20 protein-coding genes and 1 pseudogene are annotated in these 19,524 nt (G+C 59.0%); 11 read left to right on the forward strand and 10 right to left on the reverse strand.

Features of this window, described 5'->3' with window-relative positions; genetic code table 11:
- Nucleotides 1-10: 10 nt before the first annotated feature.
- A complete protein-coding gene (locus ACZ1HN_RS13325) occupies nt 11-1,294 on the forward strand; it encodes a DEAD/DEAH box helicase (RefSeq protein ID WP_472727854.1) in 1,284 nt (427 codons plus the stop codon).
- Between the two features lie 13 nt (nt 1,295-1,307).
- On the opposite strand, the gene ACZ1HN_RS13330 is transcribed toward ACZ1HN_RS13325, so the two are convergent.
- A complete protein-coding gene (locus ACZ1HN_RS13330) occupies nt 1,308-2,123 on the reverse strand; it encodes a DUF533 domain-containing protein (protein WP_472727855.1) in 816 nt (271 codons plus the stop codon).
- A 120-nt stretch (nt 2,124-2,243) separates the two neighbouring features.
- Between ACZ1HN_RS13330 and ACZ1HN_RS13335 the strand changes: the two genes are divergently transcribed.
- Entirely contained in the window at nt 2,244-3,119 is an 876-nt protein-coding gene (locus tag ACZ1HN_RS13335; protein ID WP_472727856.1) for a DMT family transporter, read from the forward strand.
- On the opposite strand, the gene ACZ1HN_RS13340 is transcribed toward ACZ1HN_RS13335, so the two are convergent.
- From ACZ1HN_RS13340 to ACZ1HN_RS13350, 3 genes are read right to left on the reverse strand one after another with little or no spacing between them, the layout of a single operon-like run.
- On the reverse strand, nt 3,116-4,513 hold the full coding sequence (locus ACZ1HN_RS13340) for a protein adenylyltransferase SelO (RefSeq protein ID WP_472729324.1): 1,398 nt from the start codon (nt 4,511-4,513) through the stop codon (nt 3,116-3,118). The two genes, ACZ1HN_RS13335 and ACZ1HN_RS13340, sit on opposite strands and share 4 nt — an antisense overlap.
- A gap of 32 nt (nt 4,514-4,545) precedes the next feature.
- Nucleotides 4,546-4,995: a GNAT family N-acetyltransferase gene (locus ACZ1HN_RS13345; RefSeq protein WP_299206944.1), complete on the reverse strand. Its 450-nt coding sequence runs from the start codon at nt 4,993-4,995 to the stop codon at nt 4,546-4,548.
- On the reverse strand, nt 4,992-5,933 hold the full coding sequence (locus ACZ1HN_RS13350) for a nucleoside hydrolase (RefSeq protein WP_472727857.1): 942 nt from the start codon (nt 5,931-5,933) through the stop codon (nt 4,992-4,994). Before ACZ1HN_RS13350 ends, ACZ1HN_RS13345 begins: the two co-directional genes overlap by 4 nt.
- A gap of 119 nt (nt 5,934-6,052) precedes the next feature.
- On the opposite strand from ACZ1HN_RS13350, the gene ACZ1HN_RS13355 reads away from it, so the two are divergent.
- Entirely contained in the window at nt 6,053-6,808 is a 756-nt protein-coding gene (locus ACZ1HN_RS13355; RefSeq protein WP_472727858.1) for a hypothetical protein, read from the forward strand.
- 101 nt (nt 6,809-6,909) lie between these two features.
- Here the strand turns inward: ACZ1HN_RS13355 and mazG are convergent, their stop codons facing one another.
- A complete protein-coding gene (gene mazG / locus ACZ1HN_RS13360) occupies nt 6,910-7,731 on the reverse strand; it encodes a nucleoside triphosphate pyrophosphohydrolase (protein ID WP_472727859.1) in 822 nt (273 codons plus the stop codon).
- 63 nt (nt 7,732-7,794) lie between these two features.
- Here mazG and ACZ1HN_RS13365 point away from each other — a divergent pair, with 63 nt between their 5' ends.
- The 4 genes and pseudogenes from ACZ1HN_RS13365 (at nt 7,795) to ACZ1HN_RS13380 (ending at nt 11,330) form a co-directional block, all read left to right on the forward strand.
- Nucleotides 7,795-8,961, forward strand: coding sequence for a M20 aminoacylase family protein (locus ACZ1HN_RS13365; RefSeq protein ID WP_472727860.1), 1,167 nt, complete (start codon nt 7,795-7,797; stop codon nt 8,959-8,961).
- Nucleotides 8,961-9,928, forward strand: a pseudogene (speB, locus tag ACZ1HN_RS13370) (agmatinase). The gene ACZ1HN_RS13365 and the pseudogene speB (ACZ1HN_RS13370) overlap by 1 nt, the downstream one beginning before the upstream one ends.
- A complete protein-coding gene (gene speB / locus ACZ1HN_RS13375; protein ID WP_472729325.1) occupies nt 9,918-10,865 on the forward strand; it encodes an agmatinase in 948 nt (315 codons plus the stop codon). The pseudogene speB (ACZ1HN_RS13370) and the gene speB (ACZ1HN_RS13375) overlap by 11 nt, the downstream one beginning before the upstream one ends.
- 36 nt (nt 10,866-10,901) lie before the next feature.
- Nucleotides 10,902-11,330: a DUF1499 domain-containing protein gene (locus ACZ1HN_RS13380; protein ID WP_472727861.1), complete on the forward strand. Its 429-nt coding sequence runs from the start codon at nt 10,902-10,904 to the stop codon at nt 11,328-11,330.
- On the opposite strand, the gene ACZ1HN_RS13385 is transcribed toward ACZ1HN_RS13380, so the two are convergent.
- Complete coding sequence (locus tag ACZ1HN_RS13385; RefSeq protein ID WP_299206930.1) at nt 11,268-11,558, reverse strand: hypothetical protein; 291 nt, start codon at nt 11,556-11,558, stop codon at nt 11,268-11,270. The two genes, ACZ1HN_RS13380 and ACZ1HN_RS13385, sit on opposite strands and share 63 nt — an antisense overlap.
- A 62-nt stretch (nt 11,559-11,620) precedes the next feature.
- Here ACZ1HN_RS13385 and prfA point away from each other — a divergent pair, with 62 nt between their 5' ends.
- The 4 genes from prfA (at nt 11,621) to ACZ1HN_RS13405 (ending at nt 14,265) form a co-directional block, all read left to right on the forward strand.
- Nucleotides 11,621-12,670 (forward strand): peptide chain release factor 1, encoded by a 1,050-nt coding sequence (gene prfA, locus ACZ1HN_RS13390; protein ID WP_299702611.1) that lies wholly within the window; start codon nt 11,621-11,623, stop codon nt 12,668-12,670.
- Complete coding sequence (locus ACZ1HN_RS13395; protein ID WP_472727862.1) at nt 12,667-13,299, forward strand: N5-glutamine methyltransferase family protein; 633 nt, start codon at nt 12,667-12,669, stop codon at nt 13,297-13,299. The genes prfA and ACZ1HN_RS13395 overlap by 4 nt, the downstream gene beginning before the upstream one ends.
- A complete protein-coding gene (locus ACZ1HN_RS13400) occupies nt 13,283-13,504 on the forward strand; it encodes a hypothetical protein (RefSeq protein ID WP_472727863.1) in 222 nt (73 codons plus the stop codon). The genes ACZ1HN_RS13395 and ACZ1HN_RS13400 overlap by 17 nt, the downstream gene beginning before the upstream one ends.
- Before the next feature lie 203 nt (nt 13,505-13,707).
- Nucleotides 13,708-14,265 (forward strand): DUF4167 domain-containing protein, encoded by a 558-nt coding sequence (locus ACZ1HN_RS13405; protein ID WP_472727864.1) that lies wholly within the window; start codon nt 13,708-13,710, stop codon nt 14,263-14,265.
- A gap of 51 nt (nt 14,266-14,316) precedes the next feature.
- Here ACZ1HN_RS13405 and rsmA read toward each other — a convergent pair whose 3' ends face one another.
- The 4 genes from rsmA to ACZ1HN_RS13425 are packed head-to-tail and all read right to left on the reverse strand — an operon-like array spanning nt 14,317 to nt 19,518.
- Nucleotides 14,317-15,159, reverse strand: coding sequence for a 16S rRNA (adenine(1518)-N(6)/adenine(1519)-N(6))-dimethyltransferase RsmA (gene rsmA, locus ACZ1HN_RS13410; protein WP_472727865.1), 843 nt, complete (start codon nt 15,157-15,159; stop codon nt 14,317-14,319).
- On the reverse strand, nt 15,156-16,118 hold the full coding sequence (gene pdxA / locus ACZ1HN_RS13415) for a 4-hydroxythreonine-4-phosphate dehydrogenase PdxA (RefSeq protein WP_472727866.1): 963 nt from the start codon (nt 16,116-16,118) through the stop codon (nt 15,156-15,158). The genes rsmA and pdxA overlap by 4 nt, the downstream gene beginning before the upstream one ends.
- A complete protein-coding gene (locus ACZ1HN_RS13420; protein ID WP_472727867.1) occupies nt 16,115-17,344 on the reverse strand; it encodes a peptidylprolyl isomerase in 1,230 nt (409 codons plus the stop codon). The genes pdxA and ACZ1HN_RS13420 overlap by 4 nt, the downstream gene beginning before the upstream one ends.
- On the reverse strand, nt 17,341-19,518 hold the full coding sequence (locus ACZ1HN_RS13425; RefSeq protein WP_472727868.1) for an LPS-assembly protein LptD: 2,178 nt from the start codon (nt 19,516-19,518) through the stop codon (nt 17,341-17,343). Before ACZ1HN_RS13425 ends, ACZ1HN_RS13420 begins: the two co-directional genes overlap by 4 nt.
- Nucleotides 19,519-19,524: the final 6 nt, after the last annotated feature.

Here is a 19,524-nt window from a genome sequence, read left to right on the forward strand (position 1 = left end):
ACTGGGGGGCATGAGCGATTTTGACATGATGAACCTGCCCGCGGACCTTGCGAAACGCGTGGCCGAGATGGGCTTGACCCAACCGACACCTATTCAGGCGCAGGCGATCCCGCACGCGTTGAACGGGCGCGATGTGATGGGGTTGGCCCAGACGGGTACAGGCAAAACAGCTGCCTTTGGCATTCCCTTGATTGCAAGGTTAATGGAAGAGGGCGGACGTGCTGCCCCCAAGACCGCGCGCGGGTTGATCCTCGCGCCGACACGGGAGCTGGCTGGCCAGATCGCGCAAGTGCTGCGGGCCATGACCCAGATGCGTGTGCAGATCGTGGTGGGTGGTGTGTCGATCAACCCGCAAATCCAGCGGTTGGCAAAGGGGGCCGACATTCTGGTGGCAACCCCAGGGCGTTTGCTGGATCTTGTTGAGCGCAAGGCTGTCAAGCTTGAGCATACCGGGTTCCTTGTTCTGGACGAGGCGGACCAGATGCTGGACCTTGGTTTTGTTCATGCCTTGCGCAAGATCGCATCGCTGATGGGAGATGACCGTCAGACCATGCTGTTTTCGGCCACGATGCCAAAGCAGATGAACGAGATTGCACAATCCTATCTGCAAGAGCCCATGCGGATCGAAGTGAACCCACCAGGCAAGGCGGCCGACAAGGTCACCCAAGGGGTGCATTTCATCGCCAAAGCCGAAAAATCGGCACTTCTGATTGAGCTACTCGACAAACATCGGGAAAACCGAGCATTGGTTTTCACCCGCACCAAGCATGGAGCGGATCGTTTGGCGCGGGCGCTGGAACGCAAGGGATTTGCCGTGGCGGCCATTCATGGCGACAAGCGCCAGGGCCAGCGGGAACGTGCCCTTGCGGCGTTCAAGGCGCGCGAGGTGCGTGTGCTGGTTGCAACTGATGTAGCCGCCCGCGGATTGGATATTCCGGACGTCAAATTCGTCTACAACTATGAACTGCCGAACGTGCCCGAAGCCTATGTGCACCGGATCGGTCGCACGGCGCGGGCGGGCAAGGACGGATCTGCCGTGGCGTTCTGTGCGCCCGAAGAGATGGATCATCTCAAGGACATTCAGAAGGTCATGAAGATGACCATTCCTGTGCTGTCGGGCCGCGCATGGGAACCGATGGCGGATCCCAACGCGAAGCCTGCAGGTGGTCGGGGGGGTGGCGGGCGCGGCCGTCCGGGCGGCAAGCCCGGTGGTGGGCGACCCGGTGCGCCCGGTACGTCCAAACCATCGAACCGTCGGCGTCGGAAACCGAAGCCCAAGGGGCCGCGCACCTGATATGTCTGGTTGCTCAGGCGTAAAGTGAGGGTACGCCCAGCTGCGCGTGGATGTCGTTTACGCTTGCTGCGTCCATCCCAAGCGCTTGCGCAAGGCCATGCAGGTACTTTGCCTCGGCCTGTGAATCGAGATCGATGGCAAGGACCGACATGGCATAGACCTGCGGGCCCATACCATTTGGAACGTCTCGGGCGAGGGCGGTTGCATCGACATCCCGTTGCATCTCTGTGCGGAGAAAAGCGGCCTCTTCCGCATCCACGTCGCCACCCAATTGGCCCATCAGCTTTTCCTGTTCGGCATCGTCCAGCTGGCCGTCGGACTTGGCCGCCTGGATCATTGCACGCAGCATAAGGGCAGCGGCGGCCTCTTGATCTGCCGTCGGTTCAATCGGGTCTTCTGGCGTTTGGTCGAAGTTGGAGTTCAGAACCTGACCGAAGCTTGCGCCATTATCGGCTGGCCGTTTGGCCATGGCACCGCCCAAGGCACCAAGAAGGCCGCCTGCGCCCGCACCACCTGCCAAACCGCCAAGCATACCCTGCAAGCCCTGACCTTGGCCGCCTCTGCCGCCAAGCCCCTCGAGTAAGCCGCCAAGTCCGCCCATGCCACCAGTGGACCCACCACCTTGCGCGCCGCCCATCAGTCCGCCCAACATATCTTGTAGACCCGCGCCGCCCTGGGCTCGCCCACCGCTCAGTCCGCCCAGCAAGCCGCCAAGGCCACCGCCAGCCGCTGCTCGACCAGACCCGCTACGATTTTGCATCATCGCGCTTGCACCTTTGGCTACCGCAACACCGATGGCCACTTTTGCCAGTGTTTTCATCAAGCTCATGTATGTTCTCCATCTCCCCGGGGAATCGTTGGGACGCAGTCTTGCACAGATTGCTGACCAAACGGGGGGGAATGTTCGGGGTCGATTGACATTGACCCTTAAACCGGCCGTTCTGCACCGATGAATCGAAAGTCGCATATCGACCTGATCGGTGCCGTGGCGCTGACGCTGTTTTCGTTGAACCTGGGCTTTAATCAGGTCGTTATCAAAGTGTCGAACGCTGGCTTTCAACCGGTCTTCCTCGCTGGCCTGCGCTCGCTTGGGGCGCTTGTGTTGCTGGGGCTTTGGATGCGCGCGCGCGGGATACCATTGCGCCTGCCAATCGAAGGCAGGACTGGCGGAATTGTCGCCGGTGTGCTGTTCGCGGTTGAGTTCATTTGCCTGTTTATCGCGCTGGATCTGACCAGCGTCGCGCGAACGTCGATCTTGTTTTATTCAATGCCTGTCTGGTTGGCCCTTGCAGCACATGCGCTGCTGCCGGGCGAGCGCCTGAACGGCACGCGCCTGATCGGTCTTGCCTTTGCCATGGGGGGCGTGGTGCTGGCACTGGCGGACCGCGATGCGGGGCAGGGCAATCTGTTGGGAGACGTCTTTGCGTTGGGGGCGGCGCTGTGCTGGGCGGGTATTGCTCTGTGCGTGCGTATCACTCCACTAAGCCGTATTCCGGCAGAGCAGCAGCTGTTCTGGCAGCTGCTGATCTCAGCCCCAGTCTTGCTGATCCTTGCGCCTACCTTCGGTCCGCTTTTGCGTGATCTGGAGATGATTCACGTTATCGGTCTTGCCTATCAGATCGTGTTTATAGCGAGCTTTGGGTTTCTGTTCTGGTTCTTCCTGATGAAGATTTACCCGGCCTCAGGTGTTGCATCGTTCAGCTTTTTGTCACCCGTCTTTGCCGTTGTTCTTGGCTGGTTGATCCTGGGTGAGGATATCACAGTCACAATCTGGGCGGCTCTTGCTTTGGTGGCCGTCGGACTGGTGCTGATCAACAGACGCTAGGTGCCGCAGAAGGTGGCGGGCACGATCTCGGCCTGTGTTGGCGGGCGGCGCAGGTCGTCAAAGTCACTGTGCACGTCATAAGGTGTTGCCAGTGCCGACATGAGCCGTTCGAAGGGTACCATGTCGCCTGACACGGCTGCTTCGATCATCGTTTCGATCCGATGGTTGCGCGGGATGATCCGTGGGTTCGTACGTTGCATCAAATCCACGGCCGGGCCGCGTTGCGACCATCGCTGGGCCCATGTGTCAAACGCATCGCAGTCGGTGAATTGATCGCGCGCAGCATCTGTGTGCAGGGCCGCGAACGTATTGGTGAAATCGGCACCGTCAGCCTGCATGAGGTTCAGGAGGTCTTCGATCAAGGGCTGATCATCTGCAGTGACATCGGCCAGGCCCAGCTTGGCCCCGAAGCGGTGCAGCCATGCGTCTTCCAACTGCTGCGGCATGGCGTGAACGATGGCTGTCGCATCCTTTACAGCCTTATCCTTGTCCTCAAAAAGCTGGATCAATGCCGTGGCCAACTGCGCCATATTCCAAACGGCGATGCGGGGCTGGTTGCCAAATGCATAGCGTCCCATCTGGTCGATGGAGGAGAACACGCGGCCCTCGTGAAAGGCATCCATAAATGCGCATGGGCCATAGTCGATCGTTTCACCAGAGATCGTGCAGTTATCGGTGTTCATCACGCCATGAATGAAGCCGACAGACATCCATCCAGCGACAAGTTCGGCTTGCGCCGCGCATACGGCGCTGAGCAAGCCCATGGGGCCGTCTGCGTCGGGGTGATGGCGCGCGATGGCATAGTCGGCCAACGTGCGCAATTCGTCGACTTGCCCACGATGGGCAAAGATCTGGAATGTCCCGACGCGCAGATGGCTTGACGCTACGCGGGTCAGGACAGCGCCGGGCAATGCGCCTTGCTCACGGTACACAGGCTCACCCGTTGCGACAGCCGCGAGCGCGCGTGTCGTAGGGATGCCGAGGGCATGCATGGCCTCGCTGACCACATATTCGCGCAGGACCGGGCCCAGCCAAGCCCGCCCGTCACCCATCCGGGAATAGGGGGTGGGACCTGATCCCTTGAGCTGTATGTCGCGGCGTTCACCATGCGTGTCGACCACTTCACCCAATAGGATGGCACGCCCGTCGCCAAGTTGCGGGTTATAGCTACCGAACTGGTGCCCTGCATAGAGCTGTGCCAGCGGTGCCGCCCCGTCTGGGACGCGGGATCCAGCGAACACGGTGGGGTCGGTGCCTTCAATCCCCAACTCGGCAGCGAGTTTTTCGTTCCACGCCAGCATTTGCGCGTCTTTGACGGGTGTTGGGTCAAGACGGCTGAAAAACCCACTCGGTAGGGTGGCGTAGCTGTTATCGAAGGGGATGTGTAAGCTCATGGTCATGAGATAGGCGGCGATGCACCGCGTGACTAGAGCATACGTGTCATCAGGTGGTATCCATCACGCAGACGGAAACCAGCCCGGGCGTAGAGACGCTGTGCAGTGATGTTGTCGGATGCGACTTCGAGATGAAGGGCTTTGACGCCAGCACCCCCTAAAGCGCGGGGCAGGGCCAACAGCACCTCGGTGGCAATGCCGCGACCGCGCACGCCGGGTCGAATGAATATTTCGTCAACGAACCCATCCATTCCACCGAATTCGATCGACCAGCCGAAGGTGACCACAACATATCCAATGGGCGCACGCGGCGGACCAATCAGATATGCGGCCCCATGCGGGATACCATCCAACAGCGGTTGCAACCCGGCAGCCCGCGCGTCGTCAGACAGGGTGATCCCTTCTTCTGCGTGAAAAGCAGCGACCAACGCATCAAGCCGTGCAAAATGCTCTGGCGTGGCAAGGGTAAGTGCGGCGCTCACAGTCGGGCCAACCGTTCGGTCAACAAACCAAAGAAGCCATCGGCGTCTATGTCGCCCATGAACATGGCATTCGCAGGCCTGCCAGTCACGCGCCACCAATCCGCGACAGTCATTCCAATGGTAAGATCTGACGACGTCTCAACCTCAACGTTGACATGCCGCCCAGTGAACAGGTCCGGCCGGATCAGATAGGCCGTGACACAGGGATCGTGCAGTGGCGCCCCGGCAGAGCCGTATTTTTCTTTGTCGAACCGCTCAAAGAAGTCGGTCATCTCGGCCACCGCTACGCCAACGGGTGTGCCCAAAGCGCGAAAGGCGTCGTTGCGTGGTTTTGTCACCAGTGCCTTGTGCGTAACATCCAACGGCATGACGACGATATCGACGCCACTTTTAAAAACGATATCAGCGGCTTCGGGATCGACATAAATGTTGAATTCAGCGGTGGGGGTAATGTTGCCAACTTCAAAATACGCCCCGCCCATCAGCACGATTTGCTGAACCTTCTCAACGATGTCCGGGGCGCGTTGAAATGCTGTCGCGACGTTCGTCAACGGACCCAAGGGGCACAGGGTTATGGTGCCAGTATCATGAGCGCTCACCGTTTCGATGATGAAGTCGACGGCGTGCTGTTCCTGCAGGGGCATTTGGGGGTCCGACAAACTTGGCCCGTCCAGCCCGGTCTTGCCGTGAACATGCTCTGCCGTCACGAGGTCTCGACCAAGGGGCCGGTCACATCCGGCAAATACCGGAACATCAGTTTTGCCAGCCAATTCGCATATAATGCGGGCATTTTTCGCTGTCAGTTCAAGCGGAACATTGCCCGCAACAGCCGTGATCCCCAACACATCGACATCTTCCGGGCTGGCCAGAGCCAGCAGAATTGCGACCGCATCATCCTGTCCGGGATCCGTGTCAATGATGATCTTGCGGGGTGCCATGGTCTCTCCAGCCGATTTCCGCGCAACGTGGCCTCTTTGGCAACTCTTGTCCAGAAGCGGCGAACAGCCGTGCGCAAAACCTTGCGTGACGCGGGGTGGCTGGCGTAAGGGCAAATATTATGGCTGATGCTCCGATCTATATTCACGCTGGCGCGCATCGCACGGGCACTTCGTCTTTCCAGATGTGTTTGCATGAGAACTGGCAGTTATTGGATCGCCAGGGATGGACAACCGCTTATCCTGGGCGTGATGGCAACCCTTCGGGAGAGTTGGCGCTGCGCCTTCCGTCCGGTCATCGCGTTGATCACGCTGCCGCCGCGATCAAGGCCAAGCTGGGTCTGGACGCCTATCGGGATGGCCGTCCAGTCATCTTGTCCGAGGAGAATATTCCCGGTCGCATGTTTCACTTTCTGCAAGGTCAATTCTATCCTTTTGCAGAGATGCGCTGCACCGCTCTACGGGCGGCATGGACAGGTCCAATTGCGCATTTGATGCTGGTCGTGCGCCCATATGACCAGCTGTTTGAGTCCGCTTTCCGCAAACGCGCCGAAGATAACGAAATGTCTGATTTCTGCGACGTAAGTGGTAACTACATGGATATGGACAGAGGGTGGCCCGACCTTGTCCAACTGATGCAAGACATATTGAAGCCCGAAGCCCTAACAGTTGTCCCCTACGAGGCGCGTGGAACCAGCACAGATTTGCTCAAGCGGCTTGTGCCAAGCCTCTCGGGAGAGGAGTTGGTGGAACCTCAGCGCATCTTGAACCAAAGTGCCACGGATGCGGCCTTGGAAGCGCTTCAAGTCCGGTATCGTCGCGGTGAAAACTCTGTCGCGCAGCGATTGGCAGGCGGTTATCAGTCAGTATGCTCGTGAAACGGCAAAGACTGGCTTTGCGGCATTCAGTGAGGATGAAAAAGCAGAACTTTCAGCCCGCTACGCATCAGACGTGAAGCAGATCGAGTGGATGACAAGCGTTAATTTCGCCTAGCGCGTTCAGCGGCCTTTGCCGCGTCCCATAACATGTCCATTTCTTCGAGCGTGCTGTCTTGCGGCGCGTGTCCCCTGGCCGCAAGTGCCGCTTCGATCGCAGTGAACCGGCGTGTGAACTTTGCATTTGTGCGTCGCAAGGCTTCCTCCGGCTCAACCCCAAGGTGGCGGGCAAGGTTGGCAACGACGAACAGCAAGTCGCCCATCTCGTTCACCATTTCCTCGTGGTCCATCCTGTCTCGGGCCTCGACCAGCTCGGCGGCTTCTTCCTTGATCTTGTCCAGCACCTGCGCTGTCTCTGGCCAATCAAAGCCCACACGGGCGGCGCGCTTTTGCAGCTTCACAGCACGCAGAAGTGCGGGCAGGTTGGGTGCCACGCCATCCAGTGCCCCTTTTTGCGCCTTGCCAGCGCGTTCCGCGGCTTTGATGGCTTCCCAGTCGCGGGTTTGCTGTTCCGATGATTTGTCACGAGACTCGTCACCGAAGACATGAGGGTGACGGTCCACCATCTTGTTCGAGATGTTGGTCACAACAGACTGAAAGCTGAAATGTCCGGCCTCTTCCCCCATGGCCGTGTGATACACCGATTGCAGCAGCAGATCGCCCAGTTCGCCCTCAAGCTCACCCCAGTCCTCGCGCTCAATCGCATCGGCAACTTCGTAGGCTTCTTCGATGGTGTAGGGCGCGATGGTGCGAAAGGTTTGTTCGACATCCCAGGGGCAGCCCGTTTCCGGGTCGCGCAGGCGGCGCATGATTTCCAAAAGCCGTTCGATGCCCGCCGTTTGATCGTGGATCAGATCGTCACCCATTGCAGCCCCTCGCGGTTTCAGGTTTGCTGACATGTGACGTATCTCAGGGACCGGAGTCCACCCATGCCCATCATCAACCGCATCGGCGATCTTGCGCCCGACATGGCCGCGTGGCGGCAGCACCTGCATTCGATCCCTGAACTGTCCTTTGATTGTCCCAAGACGTCAGCGTTCATCAAAGAACGGCTGGCCGAGATCGGTGTGGATGAAGTGCATGCCGGCATCGCGCAGACAGGCATCGTTGCCATTATCAACGGCCAAGGGGATGGTCCGACGATTGGTTTGCGTGCCGACTTTGATGCACTGCCCATCGAGGAGGAAACAGGCGTCGACTATGCCTCGACCCATCCGGGCAAAATGCATGCCTGTGGCCATGATGGTCATACCGCAATGCTGCTGGGGGCGGCGAAGTATCTGACCGAGACGCGGAATTTCTCGGGCCGCGTTGCGTTGATCTTTCAGCCCGCTGAAGAAGATGGCGGCGGTGGCGAGGTCATGGTGCAGGAGGGCATCATGGAGCGTTTCGAGGTTGGCGAGGTTTATGCCATCCACAACGCGCCCGGCAAGGATTTCGGCAAATTCCACACCCGTAGCGGTCCGATCATGGCGGCGGCGGATACGTTTCATATCCACATTAACGGCAAGGGCGGACATGCGGCGCGGCCCCATGACACCGTCGACCCGGTGGTCGCTGCCTGCGCGATTGTCACGGCTTTGCAGACCATCGTCAGCCGCAATCACAAGCCGCTGGACCAGTTGGTGATTTCCACCACACAGATCCATACCGGAACCACGGACAATGTGATCCCCGAGACCGCCTATATCAACGGCACCGTCCGCACCTTCAGTAAAGAGGTGCAGGCAATGGTTGTAAGTCGCATGGAGGCGGTCGTTGACGGCACCGCGGCAGCCTACGGATGCGAGGCCAAGCTAGAGCTCGAATTTGGCTATCCCCCAACGGTCAACGATGCGGACAAGGCTGAGTTTGCAGCGCGCATCGCCGCCGATGTTGCGGGGGAGCCGGGGGTTGATCCTGATGTCGAGCCCGTCATGGGCGCCGAAGACTTCTCGTACATGCTGGAAGCGCGGCCTGGCGCCTATCTGATGCTGGGGCAGGGAGACGGAGCAGGCGTTCACCACCCGAAATACAATTTCAATGACGAGATTGCGCCCATCGGCGCATCGTTCTTTGCGCGTCTTGTCGAAACAGCGCAGCCGGTGGGGCGCTGATGGCTCTGGAAGATGCAAAGAACCAGATGGATCATGCGTTTACACGTGATGATCCGCGCGGGCCGTCGTTTGAACTGACCTTTGGCGGGGCAACATCCTTTTTGCGAAGGCGCTACACCAAGGATCTGACTGATGTGGATATCGCAGTGACCGGTGTGCCGTTTGATCAGGCGGTTACGAACCGGCCGGGCACCCGGTTGGGCCCTCGCGCGATCCGCGAGGCATCGAGCCTGCAGGCACCGGATGCGCCCTATGGCTGGCCTTTTGACGTCCTTAGCGAACGTACGATCATCGACTATGGTGATGTGGCCTTTGATTACGCCAACATCCCTGCCTTCCCAGACACTCTGACCGCCCATATTCGCGGTATTCTGGACGCCGGTGCAGCGAGCGTGGTGCTTGGGGGGATCACTACATCTCTTTCCCCATTCTCAAGGCATATGCAGAAAAACACGGGCCGATGTCCCTGATCCAGATCGACGCGCATACGGACACATGGGCTGATGATGACATGAGCCGGGTGGATCATGGCACCATGTTCTACAAGGCGGTGAAATCCGGCATCGTGGATCCTGCGACCTCGGTTCAGATCGGCATTCGCACCACGAACGAGGACACGCTTGGCGTCAACATCATCGACGCCCCCGAATTTCATCGCATTGGGCCCGCTGCAGCGGCTGAGCGCGCGCGTGAGATCGTTGGCGGCAGGCCCGTCTATCTGAGCTTTGATATCGACGGACTTGACCCTGCATTTGCCCCCGGCACAGGAACGCCCGTGTGGGGTGGCCTGAGTTCGGCGCAGGCAGCGGCCTTGCTGCGCGGGCTTGCCGGGATCAATATCCAGGGGGGCGACGTGGTCGAAGTGTCGCCGCCCTTTGACACAACCGGGGCCACCGCCATCGCAGGCGCGCATGTCGCGACCGAAATTTGCCAGCTTTTGGGATGGAGGATGCGCGGTGGCGCCTAAGAACCAACCGCTCAGCGGAAATGACCTGGCCCGGTTTTCCGGCCCCAATACTTTCATGCGTTTGCCATTCTCGAACGAGTTGCAAAAGCTGGATGTCGCGGTTCTGGGGGTGCCGATGGATATCGGCACATCCTGGCGATCGGGCACACGGTTTGGTCCCAAGCAGGTTCGGTCGGAATCTGCCATGATCCGCCCCTACAATCTGCAAACAGGGGCAGCACCATTTGACAATCTGCATGTCGCAGACATTGGTGACCTGGCAATCAATACATTCTCCCTGACTGACAGTTTACGCATTATTGCAGAGAGTTACGACGCAATCTTGAAATACGATGCGATCCCCTTGGCGATTGGCGGCGACCATTCGATCACACTCCCGATTCTTCGGGCAATTGCCAAACGGCATGGGCCCGTCGCGCTGGTCCACGTGGACGCCCATGCGGATGTGAACGACGAAATGTTCGGCGAGCGGGAAACGCATGGAACCGTCTTTCGGCGTGCCTATGAAGAAGAGCTGATCCAACCGTCAAAGGTCTATCAGGTTGGTTTGCGGGGTACCGGATACACCGCCGAGGATTTCACCGAAGCGCAGGGGTGGGGGTTCCAACAGTTTCCTGCGCATGAGCTGTGGGGGCGCGATCTGGGTCAATTGGGCGCGGAGATCAGGCGTGATATCGGCAGCGTACCAACCTATGTCACCTATGACATAGACAGCCTTGATCCAGCTTTTGCTCCGGGTACGGGCACACCTGAGATTGGTGGATTGACGACTCCGCAGGCACTGCAGCTGATACGGGCGTTCAAGGGTCTGAACATTGTGGGCTGTGATCTTGTTGAAGTTTCGCCACCCTACGATACCTCAGGCAACACTGCCCTGACTGGGGCCAATATTCTGTACGAACTGTTGTGTGTTCTTCCGGGTGTTACCTACCGTTGAGCTGGAAACATCCCGATTGGGACCCATCAGGCAGAATTGAAGGAGGAAATGAAGTTCGCAATGTATGCCACTGTTTTAATTTGTATTGTTTTGGTGGGGTTGCTTGCTTTCGTACGCCTGGCACCGACCGATCCTGCGCGGTGGCATGTGCTCATTGCCGAGACGAACAGTCAGAACATGGTGGGCGGTGCAATTCGCGTTGTAGAGGCGGACGATATGGCTTTCGCACGCGTTGATGCTGCCGCGCGCGCTCTGCCTCGCACCCAAGTTGTCGCCGGCTCTGTCGATGAAGGACGCGTGACATATGTGACTCGGTCCAAATGGATTGGTTTTCCCGACTATACGACGGTCGAATACAGCGACGACCTACTAAAGATGCACGCCAGACTGCGGTTTGGCCGTTCAGATTTTGGCGTCAACAGGGAACGACTGGAGCGGTTGCTGGCTGCCGCCCAAGAGGGATGAGCTGAGGCACCCTTCTTGAACTTCACGCCACATGGGCGAATTCAGAGACATCTGGCATTGCGCCATGAACATACGCCCATCCACTTGAAGACAGATGGTTTGACCTAACTCGACTCGGGCGCCGGATTTGTCGGTGCAATAACACTCGACCGTCTTGCCAGAAGGTGAGGTGACATCCGCCAACGTCGGGCTGGCCATGAGCAAGAATATCAAGGCGTTACGCATCATGGCGCGCAATATAGCACACCCGGCCCCTTGACCAATACCCTGCCTTGGATCAAACCGACGTTATGATCCCCCAAGACCGCCTTATCCAGATCACCCAGCGCTTTCAGTATCTTGAAGCCGCCATGGCCGATGGGTCAGGCGACATCGCCGCATTGGCCAAGGAATACTCTGACCTCAAACCTGTTGTTGATCAGATCGAAGCCTATCAGCAGATCGTGACGGACATGGAAGAGGCCGAGCTGATGCTGTCCGACCCGGACATGGCTGAACTGGCCGAAGAAGAGCTGCCGCGACTCAAGGCGGCGTTGCCGGATGCGGAGGCCGCTTTGCAACTTGCGCTGCTCCCAAAGGATGCAGCGGACGCGCGGCCTGCCATGCTGGAAATCCGTCCGGGCACCGGAGGAGACGAGGCCGCGCTTTTTGCGGGAGACCTCTTGCGCATGTACCAGCGCTATGCCGAGGCGCGGGGCTGGAAGATCGACATTGTCGAAGAGCAGGCCACCGAACTTGGCGGCATCAAAGAGGTTGTGGCCCACATCACCGGCGACAATGTCTTTGCCCGAATGAAATATGAAAGCGGGGTGCACCGGGTGCAGCGTGTGCCAACGACCGAAAGCGGAGGGCGCATCCATACCTCGGCAGCGACGGTTGCGGTTCTGCCAGAGGCTGAGGACGTCGATATCGAAATTGCATCGCAAGACATTCGAATCGACACCATGCGATCCTCCGGGGCGGGCGGGCAACACGTTAACACGACCGACAGCGCCGTGCGCATCACACACCTGCCCACAGGTATTGTCGTGACCAGTTCTGAGAAATCGCAGCACCGCAATCGCGACAAGGCCATGCAGGTTTTGCGGGCGCGGCTCTATGATCTGGAGCGGTCGCGGGTAGACAGCGAACGCTCGGCTGACCGGGCCGCGCAAGTTGGATCGGGGGACCGGTCCGAGCGCATTCGCACCTACAACTTTCCGCAAGGGCGCATGACTGATCACCGGATCAACCTGACGCTCTACAAGCTGGACCAAGTGATGCAGGGTGATCTGGACGAGGTGATTGATGCGCTCACCGCGGACGCACAGGCCCGCCTGATGGCCGAGATGGGCACGTGACCACCGCCGCCGAAGCCATGGTGGCCGCCACGGCGCGGCTGCGCGCAGCGGGTGTGCCGGACCCTGCACGGGATGCACGTGTGCTGCTGGCGCATGCGGCGCAAGTCGATGCCGCCCGCATCACACTCATTGCCCCAGAGGACATCGCGCCTGACATAGCGGACCGCTATGACCATCTGATTGCCCTGCGCGCAGTGCGGGTGCCTGTCAGCCACCTGATAGGTGAGCGCGAATTTTATGGCCGCCGTTTCAAGATCAGTGCCGATGTGTTGGATCCTCGGCCTGAAACCGAAACGCTGGTCGAAGCGGCATTGAGCGAAGACTTCGAACGTGTTTTGGATCTTGGTACTGGGTCAGGCTGTTTGCTGGTGACGTTGCTGGCGGAACACGAGGACGCCATCGGGGTGGGGGTCGATCTGTCTGAAGCGGCATGTTTGCAGGCGTCTGCAAATGTTGCGCTACACGAGGTCGCGTCACGCGTGCAGATCAAGCAGGGGGATTGGTTCGATCCCGTCGATGGTCGTTTTGACCTAATTGTGGCAGAATCCTCCTTATCTTTCTGCTTTCGAGATGGAGGAGGTGTCGCCCGAGTTGCGCGAGCACGAACCGCGCATGGCGCTCACCGATGAGGGCGACGGGCTGTCGGCCTATCGAACGATTGCAGACCAAGCAGGTAGCTATCTGACGGCCAATGGCCGTGTTCTGTGCGAGATTGGTTGGCAACAGGGCGCTGAAGTGCGCACCATTTTTGAACGGAGCGGGTGGGGTACTGTGGACGTGTTGCCAGATCTGGATGGACGTGACCGTGTCATTCTTGCGCGGAATCCAGCATGAAACGATCAAAAGTAGCGAAAATTTGGCTTTAACCCTTGTCGGCGGGCCATGTCCGTGTTTATTCATCTATCAGACGCGGATGTACCGGCTTCTGCCTTGCAACAGCGTCCCATCCACAAGATCGCCAAGAGACTGTGACACGCAACCAAGATGATGCGGCACGGGCGATCACAAAGAGTTATGCCAGAGAGCCATATATATCCATGAAGTCTTCGAGATCACGGTCCCGGTCCAAGAGCAACCGCAACCGCAATTCCGGTGGGGGTGGCGGCAACGTCGTCAACCGCGTGTTCGACAGTTCCGGCCCGGAGGGCAAGGTCCGCGGTACGCCGCAACAGATCATTGACAAGTACAACCAGTTGGCGCGCGACGCACAGCTGTCTGGTGACCGCGTCGCGACTGAGAACTTTCAGCAGCACGCAGAGCACTATCTGCGGATGCTGGCCGAAGCCCAACGCGAGATTGAGGCGCGCCGTGAAGAGCAGGAGCGCCAGAACCGCGAGCGTCAGGCAGAGCGTGATCGTGAGCGCTCCTCTCGGCAAGAGCAGGAAGCGAGTGCCGATCCTGCGCAGGCCCCGCAGCCCGACATTGTCGAACCTGCGGGAGAAACCGGCTTGGTCGAAACACCGGAAAGCCAACTCAAGCCCAAGCCGAAATCAACGCGCAGCCGCTCGCGCAAACCCAAGGCCGAACCGGTTGCCGAGCAGCCTGAAGCGCCGCAACCCGATGCGGATGGGCCAGCACCTGAAGCGGCAGAGTAAGCTGTGCTTCCGATTCGAAACGAGGCGCGCCGCCGGCGCGCCTTTTTCGTTTCAGCCTTTGGCCACTTCACGTGCAAGGGCGCAGAAACCTTCAAGTGGCACTTGTTCCGCCCGGTCCGTTGGCTTGATGCCCGCAGCAAGCAACCGATCTTCGATGTCGGGCGCCGTGCCCTTCAAAGCAGCGCGTAGCATTTTGCGCCTTTGGTTGAAGGCGGCGGCGACGACGCGACTCAGGACAGCCGCGTCCGCGTCGAACCTTGGCGCGGTCAGGGCAGTCAGGTGGACAACTGCGCTGGATACTTTGGGGGGTGGCGTAAATGCCTCCGGTGGCAGCGACAGGACGATCCGGGCATCAGACCGCCACTGCGCCAGGACGGCCAAGCGGCCATATGCCTTCGATCCGGGCTGCGCGACGATACGCTCCGCTACTTCGCGCTGGAACATTAGCGTCAAAGACTGCCAGAAGGGTGGCCAGGTGGGGGGCGTGAGCCAGCGAACCAAAAGTTCGGTGCCGACATTATAGGGCAGGTTGGCAGCCACCCTGATCGGTGGCGTCAGATGTTCAAGCGGATCGATATCCAGTGCGTCACCTTCGATGACCTGCAACTGACCGGGATAGCGGTCAGCGATTTCGGCGAGGGCGGGCAGGCAGCGCGCGTCCTTTTCAATGGCAAGAACCTTGCGCGCACCTTCGGACAACAGGCCGCGGGTCAGACCGCCGGGGCCGGGGCCGATCTCGAGTACGTCAGACCCGCTCAAGTCTCCGGCTTGCCGCGCGATCTTGGCTGTCAGGTTCAGGTCCAGAAGAAAGTTCTGCCCAAGCGACTTGCGCGCGCTCAGCCCATGGGTCGCGATCACATCGCGCAAGGGCGGCAGATCATCAATGGCACTCATGTGCCACTTGCCATTTGATACGCCAGCTTGATTGCTTCGATCATGCTGGTGGGATTGGCCATATCGCGTCCTGCAATGTCAAAGGCGGTGCCGTGGTCTGGCGAGGTCCGGATGATGGGCAGGCCCAGCGTTACGTTGACGCCGCGATCAAAGTCCAACGTCTTGATCGGGATCAGGGCCTGATCATGGTACATGCACACGGCAGCGTCATAGCGGCGACGCGCTGCGGCATGAAACATTGTATCGGCAGGCCATGGGCCGGTGACATTGATACCATCCGCCGCCATCTCGGTAACCAGTGCCGTGATCCACTCCACTTCCTGAGTACCCATGGCCCCCCCTTCGCCTGCGTGGGGGTTCAGACCAGCGACTGCGATGTGCGGTTCAGGGATATGGAATTGATCCCGGAGTGATTGTGCGGTGATCATGATCGTCTCGCGCAACAGGTCTGGCGTCAGAGTTGTGCGCACATCTTCAAGGGCGATGTGGATCGTTGTCGGGACAACGCGCAACGCGTCTGATGCCAGCATCATCACCGGGCGTGGTGCTTGTGTCAAAGCGGCCAAGTACTCGGTGTGGCCCGGGTATGCGAAACCCGCGCCGTCCATCAGAACTTTCTTGTGGATGGGGGCCGTGCACAACGCAGATGCCTCGCCGCTTATTACCAGATCTACCCCCCGCGCGATCACGTCGATGACACCCTGCGCGTTTTCCATATTTGGGTGACCCGGCGTTGCGTCGGCTGGGAAGTCGTGACGCAAAACAGGGAGCGCTTCTGCGCCGACCGCGTCTGCGCATCGCGTCACTTCGGTCCACTGTGTGTCGCCGGGTAGGTGACGGGGGTCGCCGATCCATAGCATGGGCACGTCATGCCGGAGAGTGGCCCATGCTTTGGCCGCAATTTCCGGACCGACACCTGCGGGTTCGCCACAGCAGATGGCGACCGGAGCTGTGGTCATTCGAGGATGCGTATGTCGGCTTCCGCACGCAGGTCGGCCAGCAGCGTTTCGGAGAACGCGTTCAGACGTTGATTGCGTAGCTGATTGGCGATCGCATTGCGGTCAATCTCCTGATCTTCCTCCAATGCCGGTGTACGGCCACAGAGCATCAGGAACACCAATGTATTGCCTCCGGCGCGGGTCAATGCAGTCGACACTTCGCCCGGATCGAGCTTTGAAAGTTCGATCGCGATGTCATCCGGGATCTCTTCGGGCGGCAGGCTGCCTCGATCCAGCACATTCTCAGGTTGGCCCTGCGCTATGCCATATAGGTCATCGCAGCGATCCACACGGGCGGAAATGGCACGGGCCCGTGACAAACCTTCCGGCGTGCGACCGCCATTGATGTAATATGCCGCGTATTCAATAGACGAAAACGTTTGTTGAGGCGCTTCAGTTTCACGGATGTCACGCAGTTGGAAAAGCGCCACCGCGTTAGGAATCTGAAGCGGAGCCGTGACCTGGCCCGGGCCAAGCGCCAAGAGCAGGGGACGTAACACAGGTGGCAAATCACTGATTGGGGTCCAGGGCAAACGGCCCCCGGCACCGCGCGAAGCCGTTGCGGAGACGCGGCGCGCAAAGTTGGAAAATTCGGCTTCTGATGTGGTTTGCGCAATGATTTCCGCTTGTTCCAGTACCCGCTCTGCCTCTGCTGGCGGGGCGGGAATGATGATCTCGGACACCAGAACCTCAATGCCGGAATTGCCGCGCGCACTGGCAACAGCGCGGTCAATTTCACGGTCATCAATCTGCACTCTATTGCCATAGCGGGCGCGGATGTAATCGCGCCACACCAGAGACACGTTCACGAAGTCACGGAATGTTTCTTCCGCGATGCCTTCGCTGGCGAGGCCCTGAACAAATTCTTCAGTCGAAAGTTCAGCGCGCGCAGCGAAGTCGCTTAGCCCCTGTGCGAGCTCTTCCTGGGATAAAACGATGCCGGCCTGGCGCGTTTCAGTCTCGCGCAGCCGATCCCGGATCAGTTCTTCGATGACTTCCGTCCGAGTGCCACCGCTGGCTCCCAGCACCCGCAGAAAGCGCTGACGCTGTTGCACTTCAAATTCCGAGATGACGCGCTGGTCCACCTCCGCCACAGGGGCAAATAGGTTCTGTGCAGATACCTGAACTGTGCAAAGTGCCAAGGCACATGCCGCAATCACCGATTGCCGAATTCTCTTACCGCTCATTTCGCCCGCTTTCCGCATGATCGTGTTTCCACCCGGTCCCCGGTGTTGACCGAAAACCCGCGCAAGGACACTGTTAACCCCAGACTGGTCGAGGGCTCAAGAGTTGTCGAGTCCGCGAAGCTGCGATTGATCGACAACCCCACGCGTACGCATTCATTTGAATAGGCAATTCCGGCCCCTGCAGTGGCGGCGCGCCCTTCCTCAAGATCGTAGCGCCAGTTCGCACTTGCCGTCCAGAAGCGGTCAATCTTGTACGACCCGTCAAATGTGACCTCACCGATAGGGGAAGGTAAATCAATGTCCGTATCTTCCGAGATCCAGACATAACTGCCGCCAACATCCACACGAGTGTTGCTCCAATCACCCCGTACTTCCGCCTTTGCCACATCAAAGCTTTCGTTAAACAGCGTGCGACTCGACATGGCAAATCCACCTTCGAATTCCAGTTTCCCGGCCAGCAGGAAATCCGAGGTGGTGCCGGAAAGCCCGGACGTGTCATTGAAACCAGCCTGTGCCTCTTCCCGCAGCACCTGCGCCGCCGTCACGGTCGCAGACCATCCGTCCGGATCAAGTCGCGCCCACGTGCCGCCATATGCGATAGCCCAGCCGCGTTCCCGCCTATCCGGTGCCGGAAAGCGGCTGAGCGACAGCAGGTTGCCTTCGTCAAACTCGACTCGTGTGCTTTCCTCATTCGGGACGTTCAGACCATCGCCGCCGACCCATGACAACTGAACCAGCGGCTCAAAGAATTGCCTTACCCCGTTGTTTCCAGGGCGCACGAGCGGATAGCGCAAAGTCACACCAACCTTTGGTGCCAACCCATTATCTTCGTCGAAGGTTATGTCATCGCTCACCCGGATAATGTCACCAGCGATACCCAGATCGGTTTGTACTTGTAACCCACCCAGTTGGTACGTGCGCAACCACTCTGCTTCGAAATTGAAACGCAAGACATCACGCCCATCCACGATGCCATCCCCGTTGGCATCGAAGTTCACATTTGAGGGACGCTCGTGCCCATGCGCTTCGGCTGACAAGCGGATCTCACCCCCGATCAGGCTTGGGTGGAAGCGCCTTTCATAGAGCACATCAACAACGTCTGATGGCAGCAGGTCGTCATCTTCATCATCCCGGAGTGACTTGAAGTTGACGTAAGAGAGTTGGATAAATTCGTCCCTGCGCGTGCGGGATACCTGGATCGTGCTGTCGAGGCGGTCTTTGCCAAAAAAACCATAGTCATTGAGGTACGCATCATCAGACACGGATTCGAGATCGAACTCGAGCACGAAGCCGCGATTCAACGCAAATTCGCCCGCGGCGAACAGGTATCCGCGTTTGTCATCGGGTTGCAGGTCATCGTCGGAGTATGCGCCTTGTACTATGATACGACCGCGTTCGAAGGCCTGACGATATCGGAATTCGAGTGTCCGTGTCTTGCTTGTCAAGTACGGAATCAGGGTCAGGTCTCTATGGTCGCCAATCTTGATGAAATAGGGAACTGCGAGCCCGTTACCCAATCGCGAATTTGACCGTATCTCGGGAAATAGGAAACCGGATGCCCGATCAAGTGTCGGGTCCGGAAGGCGAAGACGCGGCAAGTAGATGATTGGCGTGTTTCGTACCCGGATTTGCGCCCCATCAAAGTAGAGCTGGCGTGCTTCTCGGTCATGCACAACACGCTTGGCTCTGATCTGCCAAAGGGGTGGGCGTGTGTCATTTTCGCATATACGGCAGGAGGTGACGGCCGTCTTGTAGAGCTGGATGTACCGCCCGCCAACGCGGTTCATTTGCACCGATGCCAATTGCACCTGATCGTTCAGCACAAGCCTTGCGCCCGTCAGCAGGCCGTTCTGAAGGTCTTCGCTCAGTTCTGCCTGGCTGGCCAGTATGACGATGCCCGCGCCATCATCGATTACGATAGGTCCGGTGATGGTCAGTGCCCCGGTGTCTCCGTCGTATTCGATGGACTGCGCGCTCAACCGTGTGGTGCCTTGGAATGCCTCAACATTGCCCCGGGCGATCAGTCGTCGATCACGAGTGACTTCAATATCATCTGCAACAAGGACAGCAGGGGCTGGTCGATCTGTCGGCGTCTCAGGTTGTGCCTGTGCGTTGGCGTATCCGGCCGCTCCCAGCAGAAGAATTACGGCGGTGACAATGTGTTTGATAGTCACCTGCAC

The sequence above is a fragment of the Tateyamaria sp. GN1-10 genome, from assembly GCF_055693845.1.